Genomic DNA, 15,861 nt, shown 5'->3' on the forward strand with positions numbered 1-15,861 from the left:
TGGGTCAGGCGCCCGGTTGCAGACCTGTGTGGTGAGCGGCAAACGCCAGCAGGTCAGCCCATTCCGAGGCAACCATGGCCGCGGGCTTCCCGAAACCGTGGCCGGTGTTGACCTCGATCCTGCTGAGCACCGGACTTCCCCCACTCTGCACGTGCTGCAGCGCGGCCATGAACTTGTGGCTGTGCAGCGGCACCACCCGGTCGTCGTGGTCGCCGGTGACGACCAGCGTCGCCGGGTACGCCGTACCCTCGCGGAGGTTGTGCAGCGGCGAGTACGCCAGCAGGTCCTCGAACTGCTCGGGATCGTCGGGCAACCCGAAGTCAGAGGCCCAGGCGGCGCCCACGGTGAAGAGATGGAAGCGCAGCATGTCCATCACGCCGACACCTGGCAGCGCCACCGCGAACAGGTCCGGCCGCTGCGCCATCACCGCGCCGACGAGCAAGCCGCCGTTGCTGCGGCCGTGGATCGCCAACTGGGCAGCGCTCGTGACCTTGGTCTTGGTCAGGTGCTCCCCCACCGCGATGAAGTCGTCGAAGACGTTCTGCTTGTTCCGCAGCCGGCCTGCCTCGTGCCAGTCACTCCCGTACTCGCCGCCGCCGCGCAGGTTGGCGATAACCAGTACGCCGCCCGCAGCGAGCCAGGCCGGCCAACCCGGCCGGTAGTCGGCGAAGATCGGGATGCGGAAGCCGCCGTACCCGTACAGCAACGTCGGCCGCGGCTTGTCGAAGGTCAGGTCCGCCCTGCTGATCAGGAAGTACGGCACCTCGCGTCCTGGCTCGACCCGGCGCGTGATGGTGATGTCAGGCGACAGGAAGCCGACGCCTGCCGGCACCAGCTCCGGCAGCGCCCGAAATTCGCCGGAGGACGCAGAGACGACGTACGAGACTGTCGGGTCCGTCGTGGTCGACAGGCCGATGAAGACCTCGTCGTGCTTGGTCGACGCGTTCAGGCCGACGACGGCGCCGCCGGGCACCGGCACGATGCGCGCGTTGCCGCCGTCGAGGTCGTGCAGTGACAGGACCGGCTGTGCGTCCAGCAGGGAGAACACCGCGAGACCTGCCGCAGTACCGCGAACGGAATGCAGGACGCTGTCGCCCTCGGGGATGAGGTCCGTGAAGTTCCCCGCCAGGTCCGAGGCGACAACTCGGCCTCGTGGCGCGTCACGGTCGGTCCGCAGCACCAGTTGGTCGCCGGACATCCGGACGAAGACAGTCTCGTCGTGGAACTCGTCGATCACCTTCACCGGCTCTCCCAGGCCGCCGTCGGTGAAGGGATAGAGCCACAGCTTGGTCGCGGGGTCAGTGCCCTCGGTGAGCGTGACGACGAGATAGCGGTCGTCGTCGGACACCTCCGCGCCGATGAAAACCTGGTTGTTGTCCGGGAAGCTCAGGACCAATTCGTCGTTCTCCTGCGGCGTACCGACCTTGTGCAGCTTCAGCTGACCGCCGCGCAAGGCCTGCGTCTCGGTGCCCTCACTGCGGCCGCTGGCCGGGTAGTGCAGGTAGAGGTACGCCGAGGAGTCCGGCAGCCACGTTGCTTCGCTGAACTTGGCCCGCGTCACCACGTCGTCCACGTCGGCGCCCGTCGCCACCTCCCGGAGCCGGAAGGTGGTCCAGTCGCTGCCGCTCTCGTTGACGCCGTAGGCGAAGTACCGGCCGTCCGGGCTGACCGCGAAGCTGGCGAGGGAGTCCGTGCCCTCCTCGGACAGGTTGTTGGGGTCGAGGATGACCCGGCCACCCTCGAGCAGTCCCTCCAGCGAGTCGGCGACATACACGATGTCCTGCGCATGGGAGCCGTCGTTGCGGCCGACGAAGAACCAACCCGACTCCTGCCCCGGTACGCCCGCCCGCGGGCGCGCCAGGATCGCGGTCATCGTCTCCTGGAACCACGCCCGCTCCGGGTACCTCGACAACTCGGCCTCGGTGGCAGCGTTCTGGCGGCTGACCCAGTCCTTGGTCTCGGCGGAGTCGGCATCCTCCAGCCAGCGGTACGGGTCGGCGATCTGATGTCCGTGCAGGGTGTCGACGACGCTCTCATCACGGCGGCTCTCGGGGTACTCGGCGCTCATGCCAGCCAACCTAACCCGCTCCCCCGACCACCCTCAGCAGGTTTTCCCTACCACACCCGCGACGGCGGCAGGTCCTTGCTCCACAGCACCTTGCCGTAGAGATCGCGCAGCGAAGCGGTGAAGACCTCCGTCCGCGGATCGATCGCGACATGGCCGAAGAACTGGTTGCCTCCCGACGGCGGCTGGTTCGGGAAGTCGGCCGCCTTCACGAAGTCCAGCCGGGGGCCGAAGGTCGAGTCGAGCGCGTTCGGCCCGAAGGTGCCCGCGTTCACCGGACCGGCGACGAGCTCCCAGAACGCGTCGAAGTCGGTGAACGCCGCCCGGGACGGGTCGTAGTGGTGAGCGGCGCAGTAGTGCACGTCCGCCGTCAGCCACACCGTGTTGCGGACCTTGCGCCGCTTGAACTGGCTCAGCACCCAGGCGATCTCGTGCTCGCGGCCACCCGGTGCTCCGGCGACGCCGTTGGCGACGGCCTCGATCTCGTTGCCGTCCGGCACCAGGACGCCGATCGGCATGTCGCTGGCGATCACCTTCCAGGTCGCCTGGGAAGCAGCGACCTCGCGAACCAGCCACGCTGCCTGTTCGGCACCCAGCATCGCGACCGGGCCGGCCACACCCGGTGCGGGGTTGGCGCCGCGATAGGTGCGCATGTCCAGGCAGAAGACATCGAGCAGCGGGCCATAGCTCACCTTGCGATAGATGCGGTTCCGGCCGCCCGGGTGGATCATCGGCAGGTACTCCAGGAACGCCTGCCGGGCCCGCGACGCCAGTACGTCGACCCGCTTCTCGGTGTAGCGGCTGTCGGTCAGGATCTCGCCGGGGTACCAGTTGTTGACCGTCTCGTGGTCGTCCCACTGGCTGACGATCGGTACGTCGGCGTACAGGTCGCGGACGTTGTGGTCGAGCAGGTTGTACTTGTACCGGCCCCGGTACTCCGCCAGCGTCTCGGCGACCTTGCTGACCTCCTCGGTCACCACGTTCTTCCACACCGTGCCGTCCGGGATCGCCACCTGCGCCGCGATCGGGCCGTCGGCGTAGATGTTGTCGCCGGAGTGCAGGAAGAAGTCCGGGCGGGTCCGGTGCATCGCCTTGTACGCGATCATGCCGCCGAAGTCGGGGTTGATCCCGTAGCCCTGCCCGACCGTGTCACCGGTCCAGACGAAGCTCACCGGCCGGTTGCGGCCCGGCGTACTGAAGGAGCCTTCCGCTGTCTGACCGCGCCGGCCGTAAGCGTCCTCGAAGCCGATCCGGTAGTCGTAGCGCTGGCCGGGTCGCAGCCCACGGAGCGGGAGCTGGGCGGTGTAGTCCTGGTCGGCCGAGGTGACCGGGCCCCGCAGCCGGATGGCGCGGTCGAAGCGGCCGTGGCTGGTGACGTCGACCACCAGGCGAGCGCGGCGGTCGGTACGCGACCAGACCACGGCCGAGTTGCCGGTGACGTCACCTGACATGATCCCGGACGGCAAGGCAGGGCGGTCCCGGCGTACGACGGAAGGTGTCGCGGCAGCGGTCACGCCTGGTACGGCGGCTGTCGCACCCGCGGCGGCGGTGACGGCCAGCAACTGGCGGCGGCTCAGGTTCATGCTGCCGAAGGTGCTCCTCCCGAATGACGCGGAAGTGGCCGCCGGGCGAACTGCCCGACAACTCGGCCGAAGCTTGTTCAGGCACCGATGATTGAGGCACACGAACCGAAAGGGCAGGCTGGGGATGACAAGGGAACGCCGTCTCACGCAGGTCTTCATCAAGCTGGCCGACACCCTGGTCGACGACTTCGAGCTGGCCGGATTCCTCGGCATGCTGGCCGAGGAGACCACCGAACTGCTCGAGGTGGACGCAGTCGGTCTCACGCTCGCCGGCGACCACGGCGTACTGCGGGTGCTGGCCTCGCCGAACTCGCCGGCCGAGTTGGTGGACGGCTACGGCGGCTATGCCATCTCCGAGCTGCTCCCGCTGTGTCTGCGAGGGGAGGCGATCGGCTCGATGGACCTCTTCCGCCACGGCACCACCGGTTTCAGTGAGGACGACCTCACGCTGGGTCAGGCTCTCGCCGACATGGCGACGATCGGGTTGCTGCACGAGCGGGGTGCCCGCAGCCGCGATCAGGTCTGTGGCCAACTGCAGTTCGCGCTCGACAGCCGAGTGCTGATCGAACAGGCCAAGGGCATGCTGGCCGAGCGGGCCGGGCTGAGCCTGTCCGAAGCGTTCAACGCGATGCGCTCCTACGCCCGGGGCCGAGGCTGCGAACTCGCCTCGGTGGCCTCGGGTGTGCTCGACGGCACACTCCGGACCGGCGTTCTGCTGGCCCGCTGAGCCGGGAGGCGACGCGCACCTACCGCAGGGTCGGTTGCGTGGCGCCTCTCCGCGTGGTTCCGTTGGGAGCTACAGCCACTCTTTCGTGGCGCTGCCCTGGACCCGGTGGCGCATCTCGACCGATGCACTCCGGATGGGGCGTTCTCCTTGTCACAACTGCTCGCTGAAGACCCGCACCCTCAACGGCCGCAAGAGAAACACGCGAGCCTCTACAGCGACCTGCTGCGCACGGTCCGGGACCTGGGCCTGCTGCGACGCCGCTACGTCTACTACTGGACCCGGATCGGGCTGGTGCTGCTCGCCCTCGGCGGCGTGATCACCGGCTTCATCCTGCTCGGCAACTCCTGGCTGCAGTTGCTGATGGCCGGCGCGCTCGCGCTGATCCTGGTCCAGGTCGCGTTCCTCAGCCACGACTCCGCGCACCGGCAGATCTTCGACTCCGCCCGCTGGAACGACTGGACCGCGCGGATGCTGGCCGGCGGCCTCGCCGGGATGAGCATCACCTGGTGGAAGAACAAGCACAGCAAGCACCACAACGCACCGAACCAGATCAGCAAGGACCCCGACATCGGCCTCGGCGTGATCGCCTTCACGCCCGACCACGCCGACAGTCGTAAGAGCGGGTTCCTGAAGTGGTTCCAGGCCCGGCAGGGCTGGCTCTTCTTCCCGCTGCTGACGCTCGAAGGCCTCAGCCTGCACGTGTCGAGCCTCCAGCACCTGTTCCGCCGCGGCGCGTCCAAGGTCGAGCGGGTCGAGGCGGCCGTCGTCGTCTCGCGGCTCGGCCTCTACGTCACCGCCCTGTACGTCGTCCTGCCGGTCGGCAAGGCGAGCGCGTTCCTCGGTCTGCAGCTGGCCGTCTTCGGTGTCTGCCTCGGCGGCTCGTTCGCCCCGAACCACAAGGGCATGCCGCTGGTCCCGGCCACGATGAAGATCGACTTCCTCCGTCGCCAGGTGCTGATGTCCCGCAACATCCGCGGCGGCCCGATGGTCGACTTCGCGATGGGCGGCCTGAACTACCAGGTCGAGCACCACCTGTTTCCGAGCATGCCCCGGCCGACCCTGCGCAAGGTGCAGCCGATCGTCCGCGAGTACTGCGAACTGCACGGCGTGAAGTACACCGAGGTCGGTTTCCTCGAGTCGTACAAGGTCGTCGTCGACTACCTGAACAATGTCGGCATCCGCGCCCGCGACCCGTTCCAGTGCCCCCTGGTCAGCCTGTACCGCAAGTAACCAGGCAGCACCGTGGTCCCAGCTAGTGCCCCGGCACGGGGCACTAGCTCTGCGGCGGGATCTCCCCCGAGCCGCGGATCGTCAGCTTCACGGGAACCCTGACGGTGCGGCCGGGGCGGTGTGGCTCGGGCAGCCGCTCGGTCATCAACTGGATCGCCGTCCGCGCCATCACGTCGGCCGACTGCGCCACCGCGGTCAGACCCGGGCTGAGCAGATCGCCGAGGGCCAGGTCGTCGAACGACACCAGGGCCACCCGGTCGCGGCGGCCGGCCATCCCCCGCAGTACCTCGGCCGTGGTCATGTTGTTCGCCGACAGGATCGCCGTCGCGGGCTCGGGACGGTCCAGCACCGCCGACAGCGTGATCCCGATTCCCTCGGTGGTCGGCTCGGACAGGTGGACCAGGTCCTCGTCGACGTCGATCCGGTGCCGGGCCATCCCGGCCCGGTAGGCGACCACCCGCTCGCGGGCCGTGAAGATCCGCTCGTCGTCACCGAGGTACGCGATCCGGCGGTGGCCCTGCCGCACCAGGTGGTCGATCGCCTGGTCGATCCCGCCGGCGTTGTCGGCCAGGACGGCGTCCGCCTCGATGCCGTGCGCCGGCCGGTCGATCGTCACGACCGCCATCCCGGCGTCCACGTGCGGGGCCAGGTACTCCTGGGTCTCCCCGATCGGCGCCATGATCAGCGCGTCCGGCCGCCGGGCGACGAACTCCAGGCAGACGTCCCGCTCGCGTTCGGGGTCCTCGTCGGTCAGGCCGATCATCACGACCGACCCGCTCCCCCGCGCCCACAGCTCGACCGCGCGGCCGAGCGAGGCGAAGAACGGGTCGCCGATGTCGCGGATGACGACCGCGATGGTGCCGGTCTTGCCGCGCCGCAGCATCCGGGCGCTCTCGTTCGGCGTGTAGTTCAGGTCCTTGATCGCGGCCTGGACCTTCGCGGTCAGCTCCGGGCTGACGTTCGGCTCCTCGTTGACCACCCGGGAGACGGTCTTGAGGGCCACGCCCGCCCGGGCCGCGACCTCTTTCATGGTGGGCCGGCGCTGCCCGGCTCCATTCACACCAGTAATACTCACGTCTGGCCCACCCCTCTGTTTAGGACTGCACGACGACCGGGATGATCATCGGCCGGCGACGATGCGTGTCGCTGACCCACTTGCCGACCACGCGGCGGATGATCTGCTGCAACTGGTACATGTCGTCCACCCCGCTCCCGATCGCCTTCGCGATCTCCGCCTCGATCTTCGGCTTCAACTCGTCGAAGACGGTGTCGTCCTCGGCGAAGCCCCGGGCCTGGATCTCCGGACCGGCGGTCAGTTTGCCGGTGACAGAGTCCATCACGGCGATCACCGAGATGAAACCCTCATCGCCGAGAATCCGCCGATCCTTCAGCGAGGTCTCGGTGATGTCGCCCACGGTCGAGCCGTCCACGAAGACATAGCCGCACTCGACCTTGCCGGCGATCACAACCTTGAGGTCGACCAGGTCGACCACCACGCCGTCCTCGACCACCACCACATTGCCCTCCGGTACGCCGGTCTGCCGGGCCAGTTCGGCGTTCGCGTGCAGGTGCCGGATCTCGCCGTGCACCGGCATCACGTTGCGCGGCTTGACGATGTTGTAGCAGTAGAGCAGCTCACCGGCCGACGCGTGACCCGAGACGTGCACCAGGGCGTTGCCCTTGTGGATCACGTTCGCGCCGTGCCGGGTCAGGCCGTTGATCACCCGGAAGACCGAGTTCTCGTTGCCCGGGATCAGCGAGGAAGCCAGCACCACGGTGTCGCCCGGCTGGATCTGCACGACGTGGTGGTCGTTGGCCGCGATCCGCGACAGCGCCGACATCGGCTCGCCCTGCGAACCGGTCGAGATCAGTACCACCTGCTCGGGCGGGTAGTTGTCCAGCTCGCGCATGTCGATCAGGGTGTCGCCGGGCACCTTGAGGAAACCCAGGTCGCGAGCGACGGCCATGTTGCGGACCATCGAGCGGCCGACGTACGCGACCTTGCGACGGTGCTTGACGGCCGCGTCCATCACCTGCTGGACCCGGTGCACGTGGGAGGCGAAGCAGGCGACGATGATGCGCTGGTTGGCCGCCTTGGTGAAGACGCCGTCCAGTACCGGCGCGATGTCGCGCTCGTGGGTGGTGAAGCCGGGCACCTCGGAGTTGGTGGAGTCGACCATGAACAGGTCGACGCCCTCTTCGCCGAGCCGGGCGAACGCGCGCAGGTCGGTGATCCGGTTGTCCAGCGGCAACTGGTCCATCTTGAAATCACCGGTGTGCAGCACCAGGCCGGCCGGCGTCCGGATGGCGACGGCCAGCGCGTCCGGGATGGAGTGGTTGACCGCGACGAACTCGCACTCGAACGGGCCGAACCGGACCGTCTCCCCCTCGACCACGGTCTGCTGCGGCACGTTGCGGTGCCGGTGCTCGCGGAGCTTGCCCTCCAGCAGCGCCAGGGTCAGCTGCGAACCGGCCACCGGGATGTCGCCGCGTTCGCGCAGCAGGTAGGGCAGGCCACCGATGTGGTCCTCGTGACCGTGCGTCAGGACGACCGCCACGATGTCGTCGAGCCGGTCCCGGATCGGCTGGAAGTCCGGCAGGATCAGGTCGACACCGGGCTGGTTCTCGTCCGGGAACAGCACCCCGCAGTCGACGATCAGCAGTTTGCCGTCGTACTCGAAGACGGTCATGTTGCGGCCGACCTCGCCGAGGCCGCCGAGTGGGACGACCCGCAGCGCGCCCGGCGCCAGTGGTGCGGGCGCGGCGAGATCCGGGTGGGGGTGGCTCATGCAATCAGTCCTGCCGTCTTGAGGTCGGTGGTGAGCCGGTCCAGCTGACCCGCGGTGGCCTCGACCAGCGGCGCGCGCAGCGTCGCGTGCTCGATCACACCGGTCAGCTTCAGCGCCGCCTTCACCATGATGGCGCCCTGGGTGATGGTCATGATCGCCTCGACGGCGGGCACCAGCCGGCGATCGATCCGCTGTGCGGTGGCGAGATCACCGGCGTCGACGGCGGCGATCATCTCGCGGTACTGCGGGGCGGCGACGTGGCCGACGACACTGGCGATGCCGACCGCGCCGATCGCCAGCCAGGCGAGGTTCAGCTCGTCGGCGCCGCAGTAGTAGAACAAATCGGAGTTCGCCAGCACCTTGGTGGTGGCGGCGACGTCGCCCTTGGCGTCCTTGACCGCCACGATCCGCGGGTGCTCGGAGAGCTCCAGCAGGGTCTCGGTGGTGATCGGGACGCCCGCGCGGCCGGGGATGTCGTAGGCCAGCACCGGCAGGCCGGTCGCGTCGGCAACGGTGGTGAAGTGCAGTTTGATGCCTTCTTGCGGCGGCTTGTTGTAGTACGGCGTGACGACCAGCAGGCCGTGCGCGCCGGCGGCCTCGGCGGCCCGCGCGCACTCCACGCTGTGCGCGGTGTTGTTCGACCCGACCCCGCTGATCACCTTGGCCCGGTCGCCGACCGCTTCGAGGGTGGCGTGGATCAGCCGGACCTTCTCCTGGTCGGAGGTGGTCGGCGCCTCACCGGTGGTGCCGTTGATGATGAGCGCGTCGTTGCCCTCGTCGACCAAGTGGTTCGCGACCCGTTGGGCGGTCTCCAGATCGAGCGAGCCGTCGGGCCGGAACGGGGTGATCATCGCCGTGGTGACCCGGCCGAAAGGCAGGGCCGGTGAGGCGGAAGTTGTGCTGGAGGACATGGGGCTCAGATTACCGCTCCCAGCGCCTCCGGAAATGAGTAGGCCTGGTGGCTGTCCGCTCGGGGGTCCGGGCAGCCACCAGGCTCACTCGTCCTATCGGAGCCGCACCCGTAGTCGTTACAGCTTCCACCAATAAAATCCGAAAAACTTCCTGGAAACACTTTCCGTGGGCGCTCGATCACAGACAGTCCGATTTCGGTGACATGCTGAGTCGGTACTCTCCTCCGGTGACCGCTACCCAGCCGCCCGCCGTCGCCCTGAAGTTCCTCACCCGCGCGATGCTCTACCCGATCCCGATCATCACCGTGATGCTGTGGTTCGTGCTGGCCGAGGACGGTTTCGGCGAGCTCCCCGGCGGCTGGCCGATGCCTGTCGTCGCCGCACTCGCGGCCGGCGCCTTCTCGTACTGCGAACTGGCCGGCTTCCGCGCCAGGCCGCTCGGTCCCGGCGGCCTGCCCGCCGAGGTGGAGAAGCAGTCCTGGCTGCGGTTCAACAGCTCGACCCTGCTCCGCTTCGTGGCCTGCGAGTCGGTCTTCGTCGCCTCGATCGTGATCGGTTTCGTGGTCGACAGCTACTGGCCGGTCCTCGCCGGCGGCGCCCTGACGCTCGGCCTGGCAGCCTGGGAGGTCTGGCCGTCGCTCCGCAACCGGCGCCGGTTCGCCGCAGCCCTGGAGGCCGCCGGCCATCCGTCCTATCTGCTCGGCGACCGGGATCTCCTCGGCCGGACCCAGGATCAGCTCTAGACGTCAGGTTCTTGCCATGCCGGATTCCGACAGCGGGATCCGGGGCCAGGCGGCGGGTGGCCGGGCCAGACTGAGCCGCATGAAGAAGCTTCTCGCCCTGCCAGTGGCCGTCGCCACGCTGGCACTCACCGGCAGCCTGGTCACCGCCCCCGCGCAGGCCGCGACAACTCGCAGTACGAGCGTCACCAGCAGCGTCGCCGCCGGTGATCTGAGCCCGCAGCAGTCGCACGCGTTGCTCGAGCAGCTGGAGTCGAAGCTGCCCGCCGGCTACGAGGCGAAATTCGAGGCCACCAAGGCACGGCTCGGTCTGCACGACTCGGACCTCCAGCAGACCGCTGTCCAGGCGATCGATCCGACCGACTACGAGTGCCCGGCGACCACGCCGGTGACCGACTGGGTCGACGCCTCCATCGCCGACTGGACGATGGACGACCGGCTGAACGCGTTCATCATCCTGCTGCTCGACCCGATCACGTACGACGCGCTGTTCTTCCCCGAGCCCGCCAACCAACGGTTCTTCGGTCTGGACGGCGAGTACACCACCACCATCAAGAACTCCTTCAAGGGCCTGCAAGGGTTCTGGGACATCAGGTCCGACGACATCGAGACCGTTCCAGCGCACGGCGACACGCTGCTCGACCAGTCCCGGGTCGCGCGCGCTCTGACCGCCGCGCACGGCTTCTCCGCCGCCGACGCGGCCTCGCTGGCCGGCTCGATCGCCACCATCGCGAACCAGCCGAAGTTCGACTTCGGCAACCACCCGCTCTTCACCTTCAACGCGTTCGCGTGGTCGGCCGAGGGCGAGCCGATCCCCGGGGCCGGTCTGCCGCGCGACAAGATCGTGATGGGTGACGGCGTACTCGAAGGCTTCCGCTCGCTGGGCCTCGGCGACGTCGCGTCGAAGGCGATCCTGGCGCACGAGTTCGGCCACCACATCCAGTACGAGCGCAAGCAGTTCGTCAGTGCGCTCACCGGCGCGGAAGCGACCCGCCGGACCGAGCTGATGGCCGACTCCTACGCGGCGTACTTCCTGTCCCACCAGCGCGGAGCCCACCTGCGCTGGTCGCGGGTCCAGCAGTACCTGGAGACGTTCTACGACCTCGGTGACTGCGGCTTCGACGCCGAAGGCCACCACGGTACGCCGAACCAGCGCCGCCGGGCGGCGACCTGGGGGCTCACCCTCGCCACGGTCACCTTCGTCCCGCGCTACGTCCTCCCGACAGTGACCTTCGGCAAGCTGTTCGACAAGGTGCTGCCTCAGCTGGTCCGTCCTGACGCGATCAGCTGATCTCCCCGAGGGTGGTGCGCCGCCGCCGGACCCTACCGCGGCGCACCACCCTCACCCTCCGGCGATCCAGACCTGGGTGGTCGACAGGATCGCGGCGTACAGGTCCTGCGCGATCGGCAGCGCGCCCGGCACCAACAGCACCCCGCCGATGGTCAGCGCGGGGGCGATCAGCAGGTTCTCGACCCAGCCGCCGGTACGGAATCGCAGCAGGCGAGGCAGGCGGATCTCGTACCAGGTCTCGCCACGGATCGGCAGCGGCCACAACCACGGGCAGCCGGCCTTGGTGAGACTGTCGCCGAGACAGTGCACGAACATGCCGACGGCAACAGCCACACCGATCCAGCTGCCGATACTCTCCAGTCCCGCATGCAGGTTGTGGGCGGCCGATTCGCCAGGCAGCCAGGTGCCGGCGATCGTCCACACTCCCGCGGCGAGCACCACCGTCAGGACCCAGTCGCCGAGTGCGTCGGCAGCCAGGATCAGTCCCAGCAGAGCGACAGCCAGTACTGCGCGCCAACCACCGGCCGCGCCCGCGCTCGACGTCGCCATCCCCAGCAGGACGGCCGCCGCCAACGTGTGACTGGCATGCCGGTGCTGGCCGGTGCTGTCCTCGTCGCGCGGGCCCTTCGTCAGCGAGTACAGCAAACTGGAGAACGCGCGCACCACACTCGAGACGAAGCCGGTGATCGGCCCGAGCAGCCGCGACGCCCCCGCGCCCGGATGATCGAGATCCGGCAGCAACGCGTAACCCGCGGTCGCGGCGGCGAACGGAACCACCTCCGCGACCGAGGTCAGGCCGACCATCGGCGCGACGGCCAACCCGGCAACCCAGCCGGACAACGCATGCGAACGCCCCATCACGGCGCCCCACCCCCATCAGTCGTGAGCGCTGATTGTTTCAGCGCCCACCGACACTTCCGGGAAGCCACACGGGACCGGCGGCGATCAGGCGTCGAAGTCGAGGGTGACCTTTTCGCTGGTCGGGTGGGACTGGCAGGTGAGCACGTAGCCGGCCCGGATCTCGTCCGGTTCGAGCGCCCAGTTGGTGTCCATCCGGACGGTGCCCTCGACAACCTTCGCCCGGCAGGTGCCGCAGACGCCGCCCTTGCAGGCGAAGGGAGCATCCGTGCGTACGGCGAGGGTCGCGTCGAGCACCGGCCGCGCGTGCTCCCCCAGCGGGAACGTCGATCGCCGGCCGTCCAGGATCACCGTCACCTCGGCGGCCTCCGCGTCGGCCACGCTCTCCTCGACGCGGGCCACCGGCGCTTCGTCACCGACGTGGAACAGTTCGGCATGAACGCTCTCGCGCGGCACACCTTGGTCGAGCAGCAGGTCCTGAGCACCGACGACCATCGCGTACGGGCCACAGAGGAACCACTCGTCGACCGACCTGACCGGCAGGATCGTGTTGATCATCCGGCCCAACCGCTCGCTGTCGATCCGGCCGTTGAACAGCTCGACGTCCGTCGACTCCCGCGACAGCACGTGCACCAGGTGCAAGCGCTCGGCGTACACGTCCTTCAGGTCGGCGAGCTCGTCGGCGAACATCACCGTGCCGGCCGTGCGGTTGCCGTAGAGCAGGGTGACCCGGCTCTGCGGCTCGACCTGCAGGATGGTCGCGACCAGGGACAGGACCGGCGTGATGCCGCTGCCCGCCGCGACGAACGCGTAGTGCTTCGCGTTCGCCGGGTCGAGCGGCGTACCGAACCGGCCCAGCGGGGTCATCACGTCGATCGTGTCGCCGATCTTCAGCCCGGCAGCGGCGTACGACGAGAACTCGCCGCCGGGGATCCGCTTGACGGCGATCCGCAGTACGCCGGAGCCGGCCGGTGAACAGATCGAGTAGCTGCGCCGCAGCTCCTCCCCCGGCCGCCGGACGGTCAGGTGCTGCCCGGCAGTGAAGTCGTACTCCGCCGCGAGCTCCGCCGGTACGTCGAAGGTGATCGCGACCGAGTCGTCGGTCAGCACCTCGATCCCCTGCACCTTCAGCGGATGGAAGGTCGCGCGGCGCCTGGTCGTCGTCGTCATCAGATCACCTTGAAATGATCGAAGGGCTCCCGGCAGGAGTTGCACCGCCAGAGCGACTTGCAGGACGTCGATCCGAACCGGCTCAGCTCGCTGGTGTCGGGCGAGCCGCACAGCGGGCACCGCAGTGTCAGGTTCAGCGCGACCGGTCCGCCGGCCGTGCTCCGACCGGTCGGCGGCGCGATCCCGTACTCCGTCAGCTTCGCCTTGCCCTCGTCGCTCATCCAGTCCGTCGTCCAGGCCGGCGACAGCACGGTCTCGACCCGGCCGTCGAGCTGAAGGGACCGCAGCGTCAGCTCGACCTCGTGCTTGATCAGGTCCATCGCGGGGCAGCCGGAGTAGGTCGGGGTGATCGTGACGACCACCTCGTCGCCCTCGCGCCGGACGCCCCGCAGGACGCCGAGATCGGCGATCGTCAGTACCGGCACCTCGGGGTCCGGAACCTCGCCGACCGCCTCGAAGATCGCCCGGTCGTCCAGCAGCCCGGTCACCACGAGGCTCCCGGGTGGGCCCGCGCGATGTGCTGCAGCTCGGCCAGCAGATACCCGAAGTGCTCGGTGTGACGGCCCTCGCGGCCACCGCTGTGCTGGTACGCCGAGGTCGGCCGCTCGCACGTCGACTCGTCGATCACCTGCGTGACCCGGCTCAGCCACTGCTCTTCCAGCTTCGACGGGTCGACTGCCACGTCCAGCCGCCGCACCAGCTCGTCGGAGGCGAACAGCTCGGCCGTGTAGGGCCACATCGCAGCCAGACCGGCCTGCATCCGGGCGTGGCTCTCCTCGGTGCCGTCGCCCAGCCGCAGGACCCACTGGGTCGCGTGGTCGACGTGGTACGCGACCTCCTTCACCGCCTTGCCGGCCACACCCGCGAGCGTCTCGTCGGCGCAGCCACGCAGCTCCTCGTAGAGCAGGTGCTGGTAGGTCGCGAAGTAGAGCAGCCGGGCGATGCTCCGCGCGAAGTCGCCGTTCGGCAGCTCGCACAGCTGCACGTTGAGGAACGCGCGCTCGTCACGGAAGTAGGCCAGGTCGTCCTCGGACCGGCCCGCGCCCTCGACCGAGCCGGCGTACTGCAGCAGCGATCGGGCCTGGCCCAGCTGGTCGAGGCCGATGTTGCCCAGGGCAACGTCTTCCTCGAGCTGCGGCGCGGCCGCGATCCACTCGGCGGTCCGCTGCGCGGCGATCAGCGCGTCGTCACCGAGCCGCAGGGTGTAGACGAACAGGTCGTCGGCGAGAGGCTCGTTCACAGGTGCTCGACGCCTTCCGGGACCTGGTAGAAGGTCGGGTGCCGGTAGACCTTGTCGGCGGCCGGGTCGAAGAACTCGTCCTTCTCGTCCGGGCTCGACGCGGTGATGCCGTTGGCCGGCACCACCCAGATCGAGACGCCCTCCTGGCGGCGGGTGTAGACGTCGCGGGCGTTGCGCAGCGCCATCGCGGCGTCCGGCGCGTGCAGGCTGCCGACGTGCACGTGCGACAACCCGCGGCGGGAACGGACGAACACCTCCCACAGCGGCTCGACGGTCACCCGGGCTCCAGTGCCTTCGGTCATGCGGCGCTCGCCTTCTTCACGGCCTGCTTCTCGGCGTACGCCGCGGCGGCCTCGCGGACCCAGGCGCCGTCCTCGTGCGCCTTCACCCGGTGCGCCAGCCGCTGCTGGTTGCACGGACCGTTGCCCTTGACAACTTCGTAGAGCTCGGCGAAGTCCGGCTCGGTGAAGCTGTAGTGCCCGCTCTCCTGGTCGTAGCGCAGCCCGTCGTCGGGCACCCGGAGGCCCAGCACGTCGGCCTGCGGGACGGTCATGTCGACGAAACGCTGACGCAGTTCGTCGTTGCCGTGCCGCTTGATCCCCCACGCCATCGACTGCTCGGAGTGGGTCGAGCTCGCGTCCGGCGGGCCGAACATCATCAGGCTCGGCCACCACCAGCGATTCAGCGCGTCCTGCGCCATCTCCCGCTGGGCCGGGGTGCCGTTGCACAGCGTGTGCAGGATCTCGAAGCCCTGCCGCTGGTGGAACGACTCCTCCTTGCAGACCCGGACCATGGCCCGCGCGTACGGACCGTACGAGCAGCGGCACAGCGGCACCTGGTTGACGATCGCGGCGCCGTCGACCAGCCAGCCGATCGCCCCGATGTCGGCCCAGGTCAGCGTCGGGTAGTTGAAGATGCTGGAGTACTTCTGCCGGCCGGCGTGCAGCAGGTCGAGCAGTTCGGCCCGGTCCACGCCGAGGGTCTCGGCAGCGGCGTACAGGTAGAGCCCGTGCCCGGCCTCGTCCTGCACCTTCGCCATCAGGATCGCCTTGCGGCGCAGGGACGGCGCGCGGCTGATCCAGTTGCCCTCGGGTTGCATGCCGATGATCTCGGAGTGCGCGTGCTGCGCGATCTGCCGGATCAGGGTCTTGCGGTATCCCTCGGGCATCGCGTCGCGCGGCTCGATCCGGCCGTCGGCGTCGATCGTCGCCTGGAAGCTGTCCATACTCCGAGCATAGCCGACTTGTGACACTTCGT

General features: G+C 68.9%; 15 protein-coding genes. 4 read left to right on the forward strand and 11 right to left on the reverse strand.

Annotated features, from left to right (window positions below; genetic code table 11):
- Nucleotides 1–4 precede the first annotated feature (4 nt).
- Complete coding sequence (locus tag OX958_RS21110; protein ID WP_270130775.1) at nucleotides 5–2,068, reverse strand: prolyl oligopeptidase family serine peptidase; 2,064 nt, start codon at nucleotides 2,066–2,068, stop codon at nucleotides 5–7.
- Nucleotides 2,069–2,115: 47 nt separating this feature from the next.
- Nucleotides 2,116–3,648: an alkaline phosphatase D family protein gene (locus tag OX958_RS21115; RefSeq protein ID WP_270130776.1), complete on the reverse strand. Its 1,533-nt coding sequence runs from the start codon at nucleotides 3,646–3,648 to the stop codon at nucleotides 2,116–2,118.
- Between the two features lie 124 nt (nucleotides 3,649–3,772).
- On the opposite strand from OX958_RS21115, the gene OX958_RS21120 reads away from it, so the two are divergent.
- Nucleotides 3,773–4,375 carry an ANTAR domain-containing protein gene (locus OX958_RS21120; RefSeq protein ID WP_270130777.1) on the forward strand — a complete coding sequence of 201 codons (603 nt, stop codon included), beginning with the start codon at nucleotides 3,773–3,775 and terminating at the stop codon, nucleotides 4,373–4,375.
- A gap of 147 nt (nucleotides 4,376–4,522) precedes the next feature.
- Nucleotides 4,523–5,605 carry a fatty acid desaturase family protein gene (locus tag OX958_RS21125; protein WP_270130778.1) on the forward strand — a complete coding sequence of 361 codons (1,083 nt, stop codon included), beginning with the start codon at nucleotides 4,523–4,525 and terminating at the stop codon, nucleotides 5,603–5,605.
- Nucleotides 5,606–5,648: 43 nt separating this feature from the next.
- Here the strand turns inward: OX958_RS21125 and OX958_RS21130 are convergent, their stop codons facing one another.
- From OX958_RS21130 to dapA, 3 genes are read right to left on the reverse strand one after another with little or no spacing between them, the layout of a single operon-like run.
- Entirely contained in the window at nucleotides 5,649–6,665 is a 1,017-nt protein-coding gene (locus tag OX958_RS21130; RefSeq protein ID WP_270130780.1) for a LacI family DNA-binding transcriptional regulator, read from the reverse strand.
- Between the two features lie 34 nt (nucleotides 6,666–6,699).
- Entirely contained in the window at nucleotides 6,700–8,394 is a 1,695-nt protein-coding gene (locus tag OX958_RS21135) for a ribonuclease J (protein ID WP_270130782.1), read from the reverse strand.
- Nucleotides 8,391–9,305 carry a 4-hydroxy-tetrahydrodipicolinate synthase gene (gene dapA, locus OX958_RS21140; protein WP_270130784.1) on the reverse strand — a complete coding sequence of 305 codons (915 nt, stop codon included), beginning with the start codon at nucleotides 9,303–9,305 and terminating at the stop codon, nucleotides 8,391–8,393. Before dapA ends, OX958_RS21135 begins: the two co-directional genes overlap by 4 nt.
- Nucleotides 9,306–9,532: 227 nt before the next feature.
- Between dapA and OX958_RS21145 the strand changes: the two genes are divergently transcribed.
- Both OX958_RS21145 and OX958_RS21150 read left to right on the forward strand, forming a co-directional pair.
- A complete protein-coding gene (locus OX958_RS21145) occupies nucleotides 9,533–10,048 on the forward strand; it encodes a hypothetical protein (protein ID WP_270130785.1) in 516 nt (171 codons plus the stop codon).
- Nucleotides 10,049–10,127: 79 nt separating this feature from the next.
- A complete protein-coding gene (locus tag OX958_RS21150) occupies nucleotides 10,128–11,336 on the forward strand; it encodes a hypothetical protein (protein ID WP_270130786.1) in 1,209 nt (402 codons plus the stop codon).
- A gap of 51 nt (nucleotides 11,337–11,387) precedes the next feature.
- On the opposite strand, the gene OX958_RS21155 is transcribed toward OX958_RS21150, so the two are convergent.
- The 6 genes from OX958_RS21155 to paaA all read right to left on the reverse strand — a co-directional run bounded on the left by OX958_RS21155 (nucleotide 11,388) and on the right by paaA (nucleotide 15,829).
- Entirely contained in the window at nucleotides 11,388–12,194 is an 807-nt protein-coding gene (locus tag OX958_RS21155; RefSeq protein WP_270130787.1) for a metal-dependent hydrolase, read from the reverse strand.
- Nucleotides 12,195–12,281: 87 nt separating this feature from the next.
- Nucleotides 12,282–13,364, reverse strand: a complete 1,083-nt coding sequence (paaE, locus tag OX958_RS21160) for a 1,2-phenylacetyl-CoA epoxidase subunit PaaE (RefSeq protein ID WP_270130789.1) — start codon at nucleotides 13,362–13,364, stop codon at nucleotides 12,282–12,284.
- Complete coding sequence (paaD, locus tag OX958_RS21165; RefSeq protein ID WP_270130790.1) at nucleotides 13,364–13,852, reverse strand: 1,2-phenylacetyl-CoA epoxidase subunit PaaD; 489 nt, start codon at nucleotides 13,850–13,852, stop codon at nucleotides 13,364–13,366. The genes paaE and paaD overlap by 1 nt, the downstream gene beginning before the upstream one ends.
- Nucleotides 13,849–14,604 (reverse strand): 1,2-phenylacetyl-CoA epoxidase subunit PaaC, encoded by a 756-nt coding sequence (gene paaC, locus OX958_RS21170; RefSeq protein WP_270130791.1) that lies wholly within the window; start codon nucleotides 14,602–14,604, stop codon nucleotides 13,849–13,851. Before paaC ends, paaD begins: the two co-directional genes overlap by 4 nt.
- A complete protein-coding gene (paaB, locus tag OX958_RS21175; protein ID WP_270130792.1) occupies nucleotides 14,601–14,906 on the reverse strand; it encodes a 1,2-phenylacetyl-CoA epoxidase subunit PaaB in 306 nt (101 codons plus the stop codon). Before paaB ends, paaC begins: the two co-directional genes overlap by 4 nt.
- Nucleotides 14,903–15,829 (reverse strand): 1,2-phenylacetyl-CoA epoxidase subunit PaaA, encoded by a 927-nt coding sequence (gene paaA / locus OX958_RS21180; protein ID WP_270130793.1) that lies wholly within the window; start codon nucleotides 15,827–15,829, stop codon nucleotides 14,903–14,905. The genes paaB and paaA overlap by 4 nt, the downstream gene beginning before the upstream one ends.
- Nucleotides 15,830–15,861: the final 32 nt, after the last annotated feature.

The organism is Kribbella sp. CA-293567 (genome assembly GCF_027627575.1).
Lineage (GTDB): Bacteria > Actinomycetota > Actinomycetes > Propionibacteriales > Kribbellaceae > Kribbella.